Genomic DNA, 16,598 nt, shown 5'->3' on the forward strand with positions numbered 1-16,598 from the left:
TTGCCGACGACGCTGGCGCCCGCGCCTATGAATACCGGTCGCGAATAGCCTCTTCGCCATCCCCGAAATCGTACTCGTCAATCAGACCACGGCGGGCCTGCGATGCTCGCTTACGCTGCTCGGCGCTGGTGCGTTCGTTGACATAGAGACGATCGTCGGTACCACGACCACTCGGCACGAAGTCATCGGTGCCCGCGACCTGCTGCGGGTACCACTCGAAGGTGAGATAGGAAATCGTCACCGGGCAGCCAACTGTTGCCCCAGCCTTTGCCAGGGCATCTTCAACACCAAGCTTGGCCAGGCGGTCAGCCAAGTAGCCGACTGCCTCGTCGTTTTCAAAGTCCGTTTGGTTAATCCAGCGCTCCGGTTTACGCCCACACACAATGAACCCGTCTGGGGTATTCGGATCGCGCTCGATGGTGAAGTCGGCGCCTTCGCGCTTCTTGCCTCGCACCCCTTCCGGACGGATGATCGCACGGGGCTCCTGCTCTGTTGGCAACGGATGCGCCTTGCGGTAGGCGGCGATCTGATCCTTCAGGCCGTAGGTCAGCTCCTTGAGCCCCTCGTGCGTCACCGTGGAGATCTCATAAATTGGCCAGCCGAACTTCTCCAGTTCCTCGCGCTGCATGTCAATCATTTCGCGAGCATCGGGCAGGTCAATCTTGTTCAGCACGATGACGCGCGGACGCTCTGCGAGATCCCCAAGCCCCACGTCGGCCTTCAGCACCGACTGGTAGTTGGCGAGCTCCGTCTCCAACGCCTTGATGTCAGAGACCGGATCGCGGTCGCCCTCCAGAGCAGCAGCGTCAACCACATGCACGAGCACAGCGCAGCGCTCAATGTGACGCAGGAAGTCCAACCCAAGTCCACGGCCTTCAGAAGCCCCCGGGATAAGACCCGGCACATCTGCGATGGTGAAGGACTCGTAGCCAACGTTGACTACACCCAGGTTCGGCTGCAGCGTAGTAAATGGGTAGTCACCAATCTTCGGCTTAGCAGCGCTCAAGGTGCTGACCAGCGACGACTTTCCGGCCGACGGGAAGCCCACCAGTCCAACGTCTGCCATGGATTTGAGCTCCAAAACAAGATCCTTGGCCTCGCCCGGCTCACCGAGGAGAGCAAATCCCGGCGCACGGCGGTTCTTGTTTGCCAGCGCTGCGTTGCCCAGGCCACCGTAACCGCCCTCAGCGGCAATGAAGCGGGCGCCCTTACCGGTCATGTCCGCCAGCACTTCCCCATCCTCGGTCATCACAACCGTGCCCTCCGGCACTCCGAGAACCAGATCCTCACCACGAGCGCCGTTGCGGTGATCGCCAGCGCCCGGCTTACCGTTGGCAGCCTTGATATGGGGGTGGAAGTGAAAGTCCATCAGAGTATGGATCTGGGGGTCTACCACAAGCACAATGTCGCCACCGTGGCCACCGTTACCGCCGTCGGGGCCACCCAGTGGCTTGAACTTTTCACGCAGCACCGAGTTACAGCCGTGACCGCCGTCGCCGGCCTGCAAATGCAGCACGACACGATCTACAAAACGAGACATAAAATCACACACACTTCCGAGCGGAGAGCCATCTTCTAGTGCCTGGAGTAATGCCCTAATTTAAGCGAGCCGACGGGCAGAAGTCTAGGCGGTAACAAAACGCTGCCTCGCAACCTAACGGCGCGAAACAGGACATAAACAACAAAAGAGCCGATTACCTTTCGCAGTGGGAAAGGAATCGGCTCTTCTGCAAGGCAGTTAAACCTGCCTCAAATTCAACGTTGCAGTAATCCTAGGCGGACAACCGAAGGTTGTTCTTAGGAGTTGTTCTCAACGATGCTGACAATGCGGCGGTTGCGGCGGGTACCGAACTCGACTGCGCCTGCCTTCAGAGCGAAGAGAGTATCGTCGCCGCCACGGCCAACGTTCTCACCCGGGTGGAACGAGGTACCGCGCTGACGAACGAGAATCTCGCCTGCCTTAACCTGCTGGCCGCCGAAGCGCTTCACGCCGAGGCGCTTAGCTTCGGAGTCGCGGCCGTTGCTGGTGCTGGATGCACCCTTCTTAGTAGCCATGATTTTCTCCTAGGGAAAAGCTAATTGGAATTTCGGCGGTTTACTTGGAGACGCCGGTGATCTTCAGAACAGTGAGCGGCTGACGGTGGCCGTAGCGGCGCTTGTAGCCAGTCTTGTTCTTGTAGTGCATGCCGCGGATCTTCGGGCCCTTGGCGGCCTCGACGATCTCTGCGTTAACGGTAACGTTGGCAAGCTTGTCGGCATCCGCAATGACATCTGCGCCATCGACGAGCAGAACCGGGGTGAGAGCCACGGACGAACCCGGCTCACCCTCGATCTTCTCGACCTTGACGAGGTCACCTTCGGCAACCTTGTACTGCTTGCCGCCGGTCTTGACGATCGCGTACATAGGAGGGCTACCCCTTTATCTGAGAAACTCGACTCAAGGAATCTTTGTAATTCCTTGACTGGACAATGGAATTGCGATTAGTTGCGTGTGCAGAACACTTCAGGGACATACCCGAAAGCCAAATCCGAGTAGATTTCCCCGCTCTGGCCGTTTCCTTACCGCCAGCACCTCAAGCGCCAGCGGGCATGACCAGATACGCCTACTAATCAGCGACTGGTCAAGAGTAGCGAAAAATCCCCCTAAATTACAAACTGCCCGAGTAAGACCCTGTCCCCCATTGGTTTTCACGGTCTTCTCGGGCAGTTTCCGAAGCCACTTTCCACCCCCTACTTTAGGGAACGAAAAACAGCCTCCTATCTGGCCTTATTCCAGATTTTTAATACCTAGTTCCGGCTGCTTCGGCGCACCGCACGACGCACTCGGCGGCGACGATTGGCCGGTTTCGTCTGCGGCGCCGCAGCACCGCGATTAGCCTGCTTCTGCTCTGGCTTAGTAGCGCGGTTTGAAGCGCCCTGTCGCTGCTTCGGCGCAGTCGCTCCGGCATCGCTTTGCGACGAGACCCTGCGCACCGCCCGACGGCGATTACGGCGAGCTCCCGTGCCCTGGACCGCTACCACTTCAACCCGTGACTTGCCCGAGCGACGGCCACCGCCACTGCGGTTGGCGCTGCGGTTGCTGTCATCGTGGTTGTCTTTGGCACGATCTCCGCCCTTGCTGCCTTCAGCGTCCGCCTTTGGCTTAGTGGACTCGAAGTCCTCGCGACGCGGTGCACGATCCGAGCGGGAGTTACCGCGAGTCGGACGACGACGGCGTGGGGAACGCTCGAACGCCTCCTTGGCCTCCTCATAGGTCTGGGACTCCGTGGCCGCAGCCTTGGCGGTCTTGTTAGCGTTGCCACCCTTGTCATCCTCGGCTGGCTCCCGCACATCTGTGGTGGAAGCTGCCTGGGACTCGGTCTGAGGCGCAGTGGTCTCATCCACAGCCGTACGACGAACAGCGCGACGACGGCGACGTCGAGCACTGGCGCTGCTGGAGCGTTCAGCGTCGCCACGGCCTCCACGGCCGCCACCGTTATCGGCGATGTTGGCGCGCTCAGCACGAGCCGGGCGCTCCGAACGCTTGCGACGATCGCCATGTTCTTCGTCGCGGTCATCAGCGTCGCGTGCAGCCGAATCAACGGCGACATGCTCCGCTACCCGGCGACGCGTAGCCCGACGGCGGCGGCGCTGTCCCTCCTGCGGCATGTAACGGTCATCCGATGGCTCTTCCGGATCCTTCTCACGGGCTTCCGCAACAGCTGCGGCAGCCAGAGCAGCCAGGTCATCGGAGCCCTCCGAACGCTCGTTGCGCTCATCACGCTCGCGGCGCTCCTGACGGCCATTGCCGTCCTGTCGCTGCTCATCGTTTCGGCTCTGGCTCTTACGAACCCGGCGACGACGCGGTGGCTTCGGCTCATCGTTCCCAGAAGAGACGATGACCGCTTCGACAGCAGCTGCGACACGCTTGTCGGCTGCGTCTTTATCGCGCTGGTTGGTCTCCGCGTCGTCGTCAAGCGTTGCCTTGGAAGCTCCTGCCTGGTCGCCCTGATCGCGGTGCATGGCCAGCGCGGCCGGGTGGTTGGCCGGATTGTGCTCCGAGCGAGACTTGTTGCGGCGCTTGGACTTACCCTGCTCTTCGTTGCGACGACCGTTCTTATGACCACGGCCCTGATTGTCCTGCTCGACCGGGTCGATGTGGATAATCAGACCACGGCCATTACAGCAGCTACACGGCGTGGAGAAGGTCTCCAGCAGGCCTGTGCCCAGACGCTTGCGCGTCATCTGGACGAGGCCGAGCGAGGTGACCTCGGAGACCTCGTGACGCGAGCGGTCGCGGCCGAGCGCCTCCTTCAGACGGCGCAGCACCAAGTCCTGGTTTTCCGGCAGCACCATGTCGATGAAGTCGACGACGATCATGCCGCCCAGATCGCGCAGACGCATCTGGCGGACGATTTCCTCAGCGGCCTCCAGGTTGTTGCGAGTGACCGTCTCTTCCAGGTTTCCGCCAGCACCGGTGAACTTGCCGGTGTTGACGTCGATGACCGTCATGGCCTCGGTGCGGTCGATGACCAGCGTGCCGCCCGAGGGCAGCCAGACCTTGCGGTCGAGTGCCTTGGCCAGCTGCTCATCGATGCGGAAGTGCTCGAAGACATCAGCGCCGCCGTGCTCCTTGGCGAAGTAGCGCTGCAGACGCGGCTCCAGCTCCGGTGCCAGGTCGCCGATGTAGTCCGTCACTGTGTTCCACGGACGGTCGCCCTCCACCACAAGACGCGAGAAGTCCTCGTTGAAGACATCGCGGACGACCTTGACCAGCATGTCCGGCTCTTCGTACAGCGCAATCGGCTTTGCCCCGCGCTTCGCCTTCGCCGCCTCGGAGGTTTCCCAGATTTCCTGCCACTGCGATTCCAGGCGCTTAATGTCGGCCTGGATGGCCTCCTTGGACACGCCCTCGGCCGCGGTGCGAATAATCGTGCCCGAGCCCTCCGGCGTAACCTCACTCAGAATCGACTTCAGGCGCTTGCGCTCCGGCTCCGGCAGCTTGCGGGAAATACCCGCGCTCCGGCCGCCCGGCACGTACACCAGGAATCGACCAGCCATCGAAATGTGAGTGGTCAGACGCGCGCCCTTGTGACCAATCGGATCCTTGGACACCTGGACCAGAATCTGGTCGCCGGCCTTCAGCGCGTGTTCAATCTTGCGCGAACGCGATTTCGTGCCCAGCAGCTTCCAGTTCAGGTCACCTATGTAAATGACACCGTTGCGGTCGGTTCCGATATCAATGAACGCCGCTTCCATGCTGGGTAGGACGTTCTGCACGCGACCGAGGTAGATATTGCCGATCTGCGTGGTCTGCGTGTCAGAGGTAACGAAGTGCTCGACCAACAGGTCATCTTCCAGCACACCCACCTCAGTGACAATGCCCGAGTGGTCATGGCGCTTGCGCTCACGCACCACCATCGTGCGCTCCACCGACTCACGGCGAGCCAGGAACTCAGCCTCCGAGATCACGTGGCGCTTGCGCGATTCCTCACGACGTTCGATACGGCGACGGCGCTGCGCCTCCAGGCGAGTCGAGCCCTTAATCGCCTGCGGCTCTTCGACCGCCTCGCGGGTTTCCGCCTCCTCGCGCTCTGCCTTTTCGGTGGTCTTCTCCGCCTGCTGAGCATCATCATTACGACGCCCACGTCCACGACGGCGACGGCGCGGCCGCGGCTGACGCTCCGTTTCGCTTGACGACGAGCCGTCCTGCCCCTCCCCCGCGTTGTCATCGGAATCCTGGTTGGAGGCACCGCTGTCAGCCGAAGCTGCATCCTCGGTGGCCGAATTCTTGGCCGTGGCCGGTACAGCCTGCGGAGCCAGGAAGATAGGCGCAAACGCGGTCTGCTCTTCCGCAACCGGCGGCTCCGGGACTACCGGCGGCTCGATGTCCTGCAGGGCTTCGCCCTGAGTTGCCTGTGTATCCTGCGGTTCTTGCGCTTCCTGAGTTTCCCGAGTCTCCTCTGCCACTGGAGCGCTGGTCGTGCGGACCGCACGGCGAACTCGGCGACCACGACGTGTGGTCACTGCAGCGCTCTTTGCAGCAGGTGCTTCGGCGGACGCTTTCTCAGCGGAAGTTTTCTCAGCGGTCTCGGCTACGGTGTCGGCAGCCTTCTTATCTGCAGTCTTCTTCGACGACGACTGAACTACAGCCTCAACCGCTTCCTCGACGACCGAGTTCGAGTCCTTCTGCTCGTCCTTCGCTGCGGTTTCTTCCGGAGCTCCAGCGGTCTTCTTCACAGCCCGCTTACGCGTTGCCCGCTTCTTAGTCGAGCTCTTCTTCTCGTCGCTCTGCTTCTCTTCAGCCTGCTTCTCTGCGCTCTGCTTTGCCGAGGATTTTTTAGCCGAGGCCTTCTTGGTGTCCTTCTTCTCGGTCACTTCCTCAGCAGGCGCTGCGTCCGACTCCGCTTCGCTCTGAGCTGCCTTCTGGTCGGCCTTCTTTTCTGCCTTCGGCGCAGCCTTCTTTGTGGCCTTCTTCGCAGCCGACTTCTTGCTGCTCTTCTTAGCAGCTGATTTCTTCTCGGACTTAGCTGCGGTTTGCTCGTCCGACTTCTCATCCGCCGCGTTCGGCTTATCTGCCGACTGTTTTTCCTTCGCAGCCTTGGTATCAGCTGTTGGCTTTGCGGCGTCCTTCTTCGGAGCTGACTCTTCGCCGGTTGGCTTGGTCGCAGCGGATCCGTCGTTAAGCGAGGCATCCTCTGGATGCTCGCCGATGAAATTCAGCACCGCGTCGAGCTGATTTTGATTAATGGTGGACGCAGCGGACTTTACGACAATCCCCGCGTGCCCCAGTGCTTCGATGGTTTCCTTCGAGGTCAACCCCAAGCTCTTGGCCAGGTGGTGGACTCGGGTTTTCAGAGCCGCCGACTCGCGATCAAATTCGCGTGCCTTAGCGACAACATCCTGGCTGAAATTTGCCACTGTATTTGTTTCTCCTTGACACCCCACCACGCAAAACTCGACAACAGGAAGCGCACTCTTTGTCATTCCATGTGCGCCTACATCCGTTGTGGCCTTGAAACCCAGGCGGAGCAACGATGTTGCGACAGCCACTTCATTTGCGCCATATGCGCAGATAGAGGGCCGAAAACGATGAACAATTATGAAAGTCTTATTGGCAGGCCTTCCGGCTGACTCGGGGATTCAGCGATCACATGCGGAATATTTCATCCACCGGAGCGAACTCCCGGGCACAACTGCTGCTGTCCATTGTCGCACATATCGAGCAGGTGGCGCGCACCGACATTGGCGGCGGCGGGCCAATCCGAGTTACTGACTGCGTTTATGACAAAAATGGCTCGAAAAATGGCCGAAAGTGTCATAAACTTGCACAGTTTCACATTTGCAGCCCATGCCCGCATTCACACGTGCAGCCCGCTGAAGGGCCACCCCACGGTCGTCGACAAGCAAAAAGCGCCGGACCGGCAAACAATTGCTTGCTCAGTTCGGCGCCAGTTCAACGCTTACGGGTCAATGCTGAACCGTCAACGTTTAGAGGTTCGGGAACCAAATACCAATCTCGCGCTCAGCGGACTCCGGAGAATCGGAACCGTGAACAACGTTGTTAGCAACCTCAAGTGCGAAGTCACCGCGGATGGAGCCCGGAGTTGCGGCCTCAACCGGGTTGGTGCCGCCAGCGAGCTGACGCCAAGCAGCGATTGCGTTCGGGCCCTCGATAACACCAGCGACCAGCGGTGCAGAGGTGATGAAATCAACCAGCTCACCAAAGAACGGCTTATCGACGTGCTCTGCGTAGTGCTCCTTCGCAGTTGCCTCGTCAGCAACACGGAGGTCAAGCGCGACCAGCTTCAGGCCCTTGCGCTCGATGCGGGAGATAACTTCGCCGACCAGACCGCGGGAAACGCCGTCCGGCTTGATCAGAATAAGAGTACGTTCAGTCATGGTGTGCATCATACTATGACAAACCCCGCTGCACCGGAGTGGTGGTGCAGCGGGGTGAAATGTGCAGCGTAACCCAGCGCGACTACGAGCGCGGGAAATCTACGAGTGCTGGGTGGTCAACAGACCGCGCTCCATACGCTGGATGAGGTTCTTCCGCAGGTGCAGAATGTAGGCCCACACTAGTGCGAAGAAGATACCCACCACGCCCATCGACACGTGTGTGAAAATAGCCAGCACACCAAAGACCTGCAGCACAATGTTGGCCTTCAGCGCCCAGGGCTGCTTCTGCAGGAAAGCCATCGCAATCAGAGCCAGGCCCAGGATAGTGATGTACGTAACCGAGAAGGTCTGGTTAATCTGACCGTCGGGAATGCGCGTGACCACGGTCAGACCAAGCAGCACCGAGATAGCCTGCATAATCAGCGTGCCGGACATAACACCGCGCAGCCCCTTCAGCGGGTCCTTAGCCGGATCGTGTCCCGCACCGAGCGGACCGTACTTGCCGCCCTCACTCAGGTCACGGCCCTCGCGGTAGGCACGCAGGGCCTCGCGATCGGCAGCGGTGTAATCCTCCGCGCCATTGCCCTGTGGCTGGCTCGCCTGAGATTCGCTCATTGCGGGTCCTTTCCAAATAGTGTCCGGGCCTCGCCCGCGGTAACAACAGATCCAGTGACGATCACACCGGAACCAGAGACAATACCGTCACCGGTGTCGGTTTCCTCAGCCAGCGCGACAGCTAGCTCAACGGCGGACGGCAGAGTTGGCACGCGATGCACGCGCTCCTCGCCGAAAATCTCCTCCGCAAGGTCAGCCAGGTCGTCGTAGTGCAGCGCACGCGGCGAGGTGTTCTGGGTGATTACCACTTCTTCGAAGTACGGCTCCAGCTCCACCAGCAGCCCACGAGCATCCTTCTCCCCCAACACCGACAGCACACCAATGACACGGCGGAAGTCGAACTCAGCGGAGAGCGCCGTGCGTAGCGCACGGGCACCGTGAGGATTGTGGGCGGCATCGATAAACACCGTCGGGGTCGAACGCACGCGCTCCAGGCGGCCGGGCGATGCGACCGTCGCAAAGCCTTCGCGAACCGCATCAATGTTGAGCGGACGTCCCGGACCTGCGCCGAAGAACGCCTCCACCGCGGCCAGCGCTGTGGCGGCGTTGCGCGCCTGATGCGGACCGTGCAGTGGCAGATGGATGTCGTCATACTCGCCGGCCAGGCCCTTGAGCGTTAGGTTCTGCCCGCCGACCGCCAGCTGATGGCTGACGACGCCATACTCAACCCCAGCACGGGCGACCGAGGCATCCATTTCCACGGCACGGCGCAAAACGACGTCCATTGCTTCCGGTTCCTGCTCGCCAACAATGGCGACATTGTCCGGTGGTGTGAGCAGGTCGTCCTTGTTCCACCGCGACTTGATGATGCCGGCCTTCTCAGCAGCGATTTCAGCCAGGGTATCGCCGAGGTACTCCGTGTGATCGAGACCGATCGGGCAGATGACTGCCACGTCGGCCTCCACCACGTTGGTCGCATCCCATGTGCCGCCCATGCCGACTTCCACCACGGCGACATCGACAGGAGCGTCGGCGAAGGCAGCGTAGGCCATGGCCGTGAGGACCTCGAACTTGCTCATCTGCGGGCCGCCCTTTTCGGCGGACTTGGCGTCAACCATTTCCACGTAGGGCTGAATCTCGCGCCAGATGCGCACGTAGTCGCGTGGATGGATGGGCTGGCCATCGATGGCGATGCGCTCGGTAACCAGCTGCAGATGCGGACTGGTGGTGCGGCCAGTGCGCCGACCGAGAGCGCGCACCAGCGACTCAATCATGCGAACAGTGGAAGTCTTGCCATTAGTGCCGGCAACGTGAATCACCGGAGTGGCACGCTCGGGATGGCCAAGGATGTCCATCAGCATCTCGATCCGCTCGAGTGATGGGTCAATCTTGGTCTCCGGCCAACGCTGATCCAGCTCGGCTTCCACCTCTGCGAGCTCGCGCAGCTCCTCGGCGGTGGCCTCCAGCGGAGCCGGCTCGTTGACCGGGCGGTCCACATCGACCGGCAGGCTCAGGCCTTCCTCGGACACGGAGACCTCACCGAGGCGCATGTCATCGGGCATGCGGTCATCGGCCATCACACCGGCGATTTCGCGAGGCTCAAGGTCCTCGACGATCTGGGAGTCAGCCGGATCGAATTCGAACTCAGGCGCTGCAGTGGACTCTTCTCGCACCGCAGACTCTTCCTGCGCCACCGAATCGTCCTCGCCGCCAAGATTCAAACGAATCTCCCCAGCAATCTCATCGTGTGATTCAGCACCCCGAGGTTCGATATCCCGTGGTTCGGTCATGCCTGCGGAAGTCCCTCCAAACGAGCCTTAATGCGGTCAATCTCCTCCAGTGCGAACTGGTGGCGAGTCTTAATCTTCTCCACGACCTGCTCCGGAGCCTTGGACAGGAAGGCCTCGTTGCCGAGCTTCTTCTCGGTGCCGGCCAGTTCCTTCTCGGCCTTGGCCAGGTCTTTTTCCAGGCGCTTGCGTTCAGCGGCCACGTCGACGGTGCCGGAGGTATCCAGCTCGATCAGAACCGTGGCCTGAGACAGGCGCACCTCAATGGAAGCGGTAGCGGTGAATCCATCCTCCGGTGCCTCAGCACGAGCCAGCGAACGAATCATCTCTTCCTGAGCAGCCAGATCAGCATCCGCCAGGTTCATGCGTGCCGGCACGCGCTGCGACGGCTTCACACCTTGGTCATTGCGGAAACGACGCAGCTCGGTGACCAACTTCTGGGCATCGGCAATACGACGTGCGGCAACCTCGTCGACAGCAGCGCCGTCGGTGGTCATGGTGGCATCCGGCCAGGCGGAAATAACCAGAGAATCCTCGAAGCCCTCCGCGCCGTCGGTAAGCGCCTTCCACAGCGTCTCCGTGACGAACGGCATGGACGGGTGCAGCAGACGTAGCAGCGTATCCAGCACGCGGCCGAGAACCAGACACGTGGAGGCTGCGCGGGCGGCCTGCTCCTCGGTCATGGTCTCGCCGTCGTTCAGGCGCGGGAAGTCAACCTTGGTCATCTCCAGGTACCAGTCACAGACCTCGTCCCATGCGAAGTGGTAGAGGGCCTCGTTGGCCTTGGAGAACTCGTACTTATCCAGCGCAGCATCAACCTCGGCGCGGACCTGTTCCAGGCGGTCCAGGATCCAGCGGTCGGTGTCGGTGAGCTGGTCACGGTCCGGCAGCTCGCCCACGTGGGCCCCGTTCATCAGCGCAAAGCGGGTGGCGTTGAACAGCTTGGTAGCGAAGTTACGGGAGCTCTGAGCGGCGTCATTACCGACCGGCAGGTCAGAGCCTGGGTTAGCGCCACGCGCCAGCGTGAAGCGAAGTGCGTCCGCACCGTAGTCGCGGACCCAGTCCAGTGGGTCAATGCCATTGCCGAGGGACTTCGACATCTTGCGACCCTGCTCATCGCGGACCAGACCGTGCAGGAAGACATCCTTAAACGGCACCTGCGGACGGCTATCGCGGCCCTTACCCAGCGGTGAATCAGGCAGGGTGGCAGCAAAGGTCGAGAACATCATCATGCGCGCGACCCAGAAGAACAGAATGTCATAGCCGGTGACCAGCACGGATGTCGGGTAGAACTTCTCCAGCTCTGGGGTGGCTTCCGGCCAACCCATCGTGGAAAACGGCCACAGCGCAGAGGAGAACCAGGTATCCAGCACGTCCGGATCCTGCGTCCAGCCCTCGCCCGTCGGAGCCTCATCATCCGGGCCGACACAGACGACCTCGCCATTCGGGCCGTACCAAATCGGGATGCGGTGGCCCCACCACAGCTGGCGGGAAACACACCAGTCGTGCATGTCATCGACCCAGTCGAACCAGCGCGGCTCCTGCGAAGCTGGGTGAATAACCGTGTCGCCCTCGCGAACAGCATCGCCGGACATCTTGGCCAGCTCATCGACCTTAACGAACCACTGCAGGCTCAGCAGCGGCTCAATCGGCTCACCCGAGCGCTCCGAGTGGCCGACCGAGTGAACGTACGGGCGGACCTCCTTGACAATGCGCCCCTGCTCACGCAGCGCCTCCGTCAGCGCAGTACGGGCTTCCGCACGATCCATGCCGTCGAAACGCGTGCCAGTGTTGAAGATACGGCCAGTGGTGTCAATGACCTCCGGCATATCCAGGTCGTGGCGCTGGCCCATGGCGAAGTCATTCGGATCGTGTGCCGGCGTGATCTTCACCGCACCGGTACCGAACTCGCGGTCCACATAGTCATCGGCGATGACCTGAATCTTCAGGTCCTCGCGGAACGGGTGGTCCAAAACCTTGCCCACCAGGTGCGTGTAGCGCTCATCCTCCGGGTGCACGGCAATTGCCACGTCGCCCAGCATCGTCTCCACACGAGTCGTCGCCACAACAATGGAGTCTTCCCCATCGCCGTAGCGGAAGGAGACGAGCTCGCCTTCAGCGTCCTCGTACTTGACCTCAATATCCGAGATTGCAGTCTGCAGCACCGGAGACCAGTTAACCATGCGCTTGGCGCGGTAGATTAGGCCGCGGTCAAACAGTTCCTTAAAAATCGTCTGAACCGCACGGGACAGGCCCTCGTCCAGAGTGAAGCGCTCACGGGACCAATCCAGGGAGTCACCAATCTGGCGCATCTGGTTGCCGATACGTCCGCCGTAATCGTGCTTCCACTCCCAGACCTTCTCCACGAACTCCTCGCGGCCATAATCGAAGCGGTCCTTGCCTTCGGACTCCTTCAGCATCGCCTCGACCTTGGTCTGCGTTGCGATACCCGCGTGGTCCATACCCGGCAGCCACAGCACCTCGTAGCCCTGCATGCGCTTACGGCGCACCAGCGCATCCATCAAAGTGTGGTCCAATGCGTGGCCCATGTGCAGCTGACCCGTCACATTCGGCGGGGGCAGCACAATAGAGTAAGCCGGCTTGGAGCTAGACGGATCAGCCTCGAAATAGCCAGCGTCTACCCAGCCCTGGTACAGGTCCGACTCCACGTCAGCCGGGTTCCACGACTTGGGCAACTTATCTGCTCTGTTTAGGTCCACGTTGTTCTCAGTCACGCGTCACATCTTAGCGCCTTGCCCGGATTTGTTTTTCCAGGGGCTTTACGACGACCCTTGCGCCCCAACCCATATCTGCTATCGGCGACTTACGCACCGCCGAATTCAAGCTTTACTCACGCCCCGAGCCAATCTGCGATTACCGCAGTAAATGAAAAGGTGCCCTCTTGTGAAACCATCACAAGAGGGCACCTTTAAACAGGCGTTAAGCGACCCTTAGACCAGCAGGTCCTTAACTGCGTCGCGCTCTTCGCGCAGTGCCTTGACGTTGCGCTCGATGCCAGCGCGCTGCACCTCGGAGAGATCCAGGCCCTCAACGCGAACCCACTCGCCGTCCTTGGCGTAGCACGGAACACCAGCAACCAGGCCCTCGTCGATGCCGTAGGAGCCATCGGACGGAAGTGCGACAGAGACCCACTCGCCCTCTGGGGTACCCGTCACCCAGTCACGCATGTGGTCAACTGCGGCAGCTGCAGCGGAAGCTGCGGAGGAAGAACCGCGGACCTCGATGATTTCTGCGCCACGCTTGGCGACACGCGGGATGAAGTCCTGCTCGACCCATGAAGCGTCAACCTTGTCGGAGACCTTCTCGCCTGCAATGGTGGCGTAGGTGATGTCCGGGAACTGGTCTGCGGAGTGGTTACCCCAGACGATCATGTTCTTGATCTCAGTGGTCGGAACACCAATCTTTTGCGACAGCTGGGACAGGGAACGGTTGTGGTCCAGGCGCATCATGGCGGTGAAGCGCTCTGCCGGGATGTCCTTAGCGTGGGAAGCGGCAATCATGGTGTTGGTGTTAGCCGGGTTGCCGACAACCAGAACCTTGATGTCGTCTGCTGCGTGATCGTTCAGTGCGGCACCCTGCGGACCGAAGATCTTGCCGTTGGCGCCCAGCAGTGCGGAGCGCTCCTCGCCCTTGCCACGCGGCTTCGCACCGACCAGGAATGCGGCGTTGGCGCCGTCGAATGCCTTTGCCGGATCATCGGTGATGTTGATGCCAGTCAGAAGCGGGAAGGCGGAGTCAAACAGCTCCATGGCGACGCCTTCGGTGGCGTGCAGCGCCGGAGTAATCTCCAGCAGGTTCAACTCAACCGGGGTCTCAGGGCCGAAAACCGAACCGCTGGCAATGCGGAAGAGCAGGGAGTAAGCGATCTGTCCGGCGGCGCCGGTAACTGCAACCTTTACGGGAGTCTTGTTCACTACAGGCCTTTCTCGAGAGAGAATCAATTCGCTGCCCACTCTAATGCGACTGCAGAATTGGCGCAGACGGGGGCGATGCGCTCAGGCCATTTCTGAAAAACGGATAGCATTAGGCATAACTTACGGTCGTGTACTCATTTCACTAGAAAGAAGTCCGCGACTGACCAATTTCACCCCCGTTAGATAGCCAAAACCCCGTAGTCGCTCTCTAGTCCAAGCAAAGGATTTTCATGAAGTCTCCAGGCTCCTCTGATGCAATCCCCCATGCAGTCTTGGTGGCAGCACTTCAAGAATTCACCGCAAAGGGGTATGCAGATGCCCGTTTGGATGCCATTGCTGCCGCCTCTGGTGTCTCCAAGCGTATGCTTCACTACCACTGTGGTGACAAGTTGGGACTCTACAGGGCGACGTGGGCACATGTGCTGGAGACCGTAAGGCCTGACGACGACGACCTGCGTCCGCACTCCAATGTGCCGGTGGAAGCCCTGCAGCATGTAGTCGGCGTTATCTACGACTATTTCTCGGCGAACCCACTCGCCGTACGGTTCATCATCCAGGAAAACCTACACCCAGTCCTGCCGCTTGAAGGCGTGACTGGGCTTGGTGGCCAGAGCCCTATTGTTTTGGAGTTTGACCGCATCTTGTTGCTCGGCCGCGATTACGGTGCATTCCGCACTGACATTTCCGCACTTGATCTTTATATTCTCGTGCTGTCGCTGGCCACCTTCCCCACCCTGCACCAACGAACTTTTGAAAACCTCTACGGCATTGAAATGCAATCGACGGTGCTGTCGGACAAGCTGCGTGAGTTCGCACAGGACACCGTGACCAGCCTGTTGACATCCTCGCCTCGCAACGAACCGGGCAGCTCGTACACTTCCCTGCTGGCCTCCCATGGCGCGAACTCGTCCGCGCTTGGCGCAGAGGTCTATGGCGATCAGCCCAACCCAGAGACTCAGGACTTGGCTGCTGATGATGCCCCGGATTACCGCGACATCTACGGCATGGACGACTAGGGCTCCATACAGACACCAAAACCCGGTTAGAGCGGCTACTCTAACCGGGTTTTCAGCTACCTTTACGCAGTCTTCTTGTTCTCGCTGCGTTCAACGAGCTCTGGCGCTGCACCGTCCGTGATGCATTCCTTGTGGACGATGACCTCCGCGACGTCGTCACGCTCTGGTACTTCGAACATCACGGGAACCAAGATTTCTTCCATGATGCCGCGCAGACCACGGGCGCCGGTATCGCGGCTAATCGCCTTGGCAGCAATGGCGCGCAGTGCCTCATCGTCGATGGTGAGGCGCACACCGTCCATGTCGAACAGGTGCTGGTACTGGCGGACCAGGGAGTTCTTGGGTTCGGTGAGTACGCGAACCAGCGCGTCCTCATCGAGGTTGGTGACCGATGCGATGACGGGCAGGCGACCAATGAACTCAGGAATCAGGCCGAATCGAACGAGGTCCTCCGGCAGCACGTCGCGGAATGGATCCTTCATATCCGCGTCGTTAGCCGAGGTGACATCTGCGCCGAAGCCCAGACCCTTCTTGCCGACACGCTCCTGCACGACCTTCTCCAGACCGGCAAACGCACCGGCGACGATGAACAGGACATTGGAGGTGTCGAACTGAATGAACTCCTGGTTCGGCAGCTTGCGCCCACCCTGCGGGGGCACGGCGGCTACGGTTCCCTCGAGAATCTTCAGCAGCGCCTGCTGCACACCTTCACCGGAGACATCGCGAGTGATGGAGGTGTTTTCAGACTTACGCGAGATCTTGTCAATTTCATCGACGTAAATGATGCCACGCTGCGCCTTCTCGACGTCGAAATCAGTAGCCTGCAGCAGCTTCAGCAGGATGTTCTCCACATCCTCACCGACATAGCCGGCCTCGGTCAGGCTGGTGGCATCGGCGATTGCAAACGGCACATCCAGCTTGCGAGCCAGCGTCTGTGCCAGGTAGGTCTTGCCACAGCCGGTCGGCCCCAGCAGGAGGATGTTCGACTTCTGCAGCTCGACGTCGTTGTCCGACTTGGTCTCTGCAGCACGAAGGCGCTTGTAGTGGTTGTAGACCGCTACCGCTAGCGTGCGCTTTGCCGTGTCCTGGCCGATGACGTACTCATCGAGGAAGTCGCGAATTTCCATCGGGCGCGGCAGGCGGTCGTCGTTGCCAGTTGCCTCGCCGCCGGTGTTGAGCTCCTCTTCAATAATCTCGTTGCAGAGCTCGATGCATTCATTACAGATGTACACACCAGGTCCGGCAATCAGCTTTTTGACCTGCTTCTGACTCTTTCCACAGAAAGAGCACTTCAGCAAATCCGCACTTTCTTGCATACGCGCCATGAGGCTCCCGCCGCCGCCTTTCCGCTTCGTTGCCAATAACTGCTTCAGACCAGCCTACCGTGAGTGCGCGCAAATACCGGCTTCCACGCCCGGGCGAGG

The 16,598-nt window shown here is 60.5% G+C and carries 11 protein-coding genes; 1 reads left to right on the top strand and 10 read right to left on the bottom strand.

The window, feature by feature from the left end:
- Window positions 1–25 precede the first annotated feature (25 nt).
- The 9 genes from obgE to HMPREF3042_RS10195 form a co-directional block, all read right to left on the bottom strand.
- Window positions 26–1,540, bottom strand: a complete 1,515-nt coding sequence (obgE, locus tag HMPREF3042_RS10155) for a GTPase ObgE (RefSeq protein WP_070857086.1) — start codon at window positions 1,538–1,540, stop codon at window positions 26–28.
- Window positions 1,541–1,797: 257 nt separating this feature from the next.
- On the bottom strand, window positions 1,798–2,055 hold the full coding sequence (rpmA, locus tag HMPREF3042_RS10160) for a 50S ribosomal protein L27 (protein ID WP_016422312.1): 258 nt from the start codon (window positions 2,053–2,055) through the stop codon (window positions 1,798–1,800).
- Between the two features lie 40 nt (window positions 2,056–2,095).
- On the bottom strand, window positions 2,096–2,404 hold the full coding sequence (rplU, locus tag HMPREF3042_RS10165; RefSeq protein ID WP_005511541.1) for a 50S ribosomal protein L21: 309 nt from the start codon (window positions 2,402–2,404) through the stop codon (window positions 2,096–2,098).
- A 383-nt stretch (window positions 2,405–2,787) separates the two neighbouring features.
- On the bottom strand, window positions 2,788–6,900 hold the full coding sequence (locus HMPREF3042_RS10170) for a translation initiation factor IF-2 N-terminal domain-containing protein (protein WP_070857087.1): 4,113 nt from the start codon (window positions 6,898–6,900) through the stop codon (window positions 2,788–2,790).
- 570 nt (window positions 6,901–7,470) lie between these two features.
- The gene (gene ndk, locus HMPREF3042_RS10175) at window positions 7,471–7,881 is read right to left on the bottom strand and encodes a nucleoside-diphosphate kinase (protein WP_038629458.1); all 411 of its coding nucleotides are present in this window, start codon (window positions 7,879–7,881) and stop codon (window positions 7,471–7,473) included.
- A 99-nt stretch (window positions 7,882–7,980) separates the two neighbouring features.
- Window positions 7,981–8,496, bottom strand: coding sequence for a DUF4233 domain-containing protein (locus tag HMPREF3042_RS10180; RefSeq protein WP_016422309.1), 516 nt, complete (start codon window positions 8,494–8,496; stop codon window positions 7,981–7,983).
- On the bottom strand, window positions 8,493–9,998 hold the full coding sequence (locus tag HMPREF3042_RS10185) for a bifunctional tetrahydrofolate synthase/dihydrofolate synthase (protein ID WP_187402728.1): 1,506 nt from the start codon (window positions 9,996–9,998) through the stop codon (window positions 8,493–8,495). The genes HMPREF3042_RS10180 and HMPREF3042_RS10185 overlap by 4 nt, the downstream gene beginning before the upstream one ends.
- Window positions 9,999–10,222: 224 nt before the next feature.
- Complete coding sequence (locus HMPREF3042_RS10190) at window positions 10,223–12,958, bottom strand: valine--tRNA ligase (protein WP_070857089.1); 2,736 nt, start codon at window positions 12,956–12,958, stop codon at window positions 10,223–10,225.
- Between the two features lie 216 nt (window positions 12,959–13,174).
- Window positions 13,175–14,158: a malate dehydrogenase gene (locus HMPREF3042_RS10195; RefSeq protein WP_069359629.1), complete on the bottom strand. Its 984-nt coding sequence runs from the start codon at window positions 14,156–14,158 to the stop codon at window positions 13,175–13,177.
- Window positions 14,159–14,388: 230 nt separating this feature from the next.
- On the opposite strand from HMPREF3042_RS10195, the gene HMPREF3042_RS10200 reads away from it, so the two are divergent.
- Entirely contained in the window at window positions 14,389–15,174 is a 786-nt protein-coding gene (locus tag HMPREF3042_RS10200) for a TetR/AcrR family transcriptional regulator (protein WP_049190863.1), read from the top strand.
- 62 nt (window positions 15,175–15,236) lie between these two features.
- On the opposite strand, the gene clpX is transcribed toward HMPREF3042_RS10200, so the two are convergent.
- Entirely contained in the window at window positions 15,237–16,499 is a 1,263-nt protein-coding gene (clpX, locus tag HMPREF3042_RS10205) for an ATP-dependent Clp protease ATP-binding subunit ClpX (RefSeq protein ID WP_070857090.1), read from the bottom strand.
- Between the last annotated feature and the right edge of the window lie 99 nt (window positions 16,500–16,598).

The sequence above is a fragment of the Corynebacterium sp. HMSC074C05 genome (assembly GCF_001838325.1).
Classification (GTDB): domain Bacteria; phylum Actinomycetota; class Actinomycetes; order Mycobacteriales; family Mycobacteriaceae; genus Corynebacterium; species Corynebacterium amycolatum.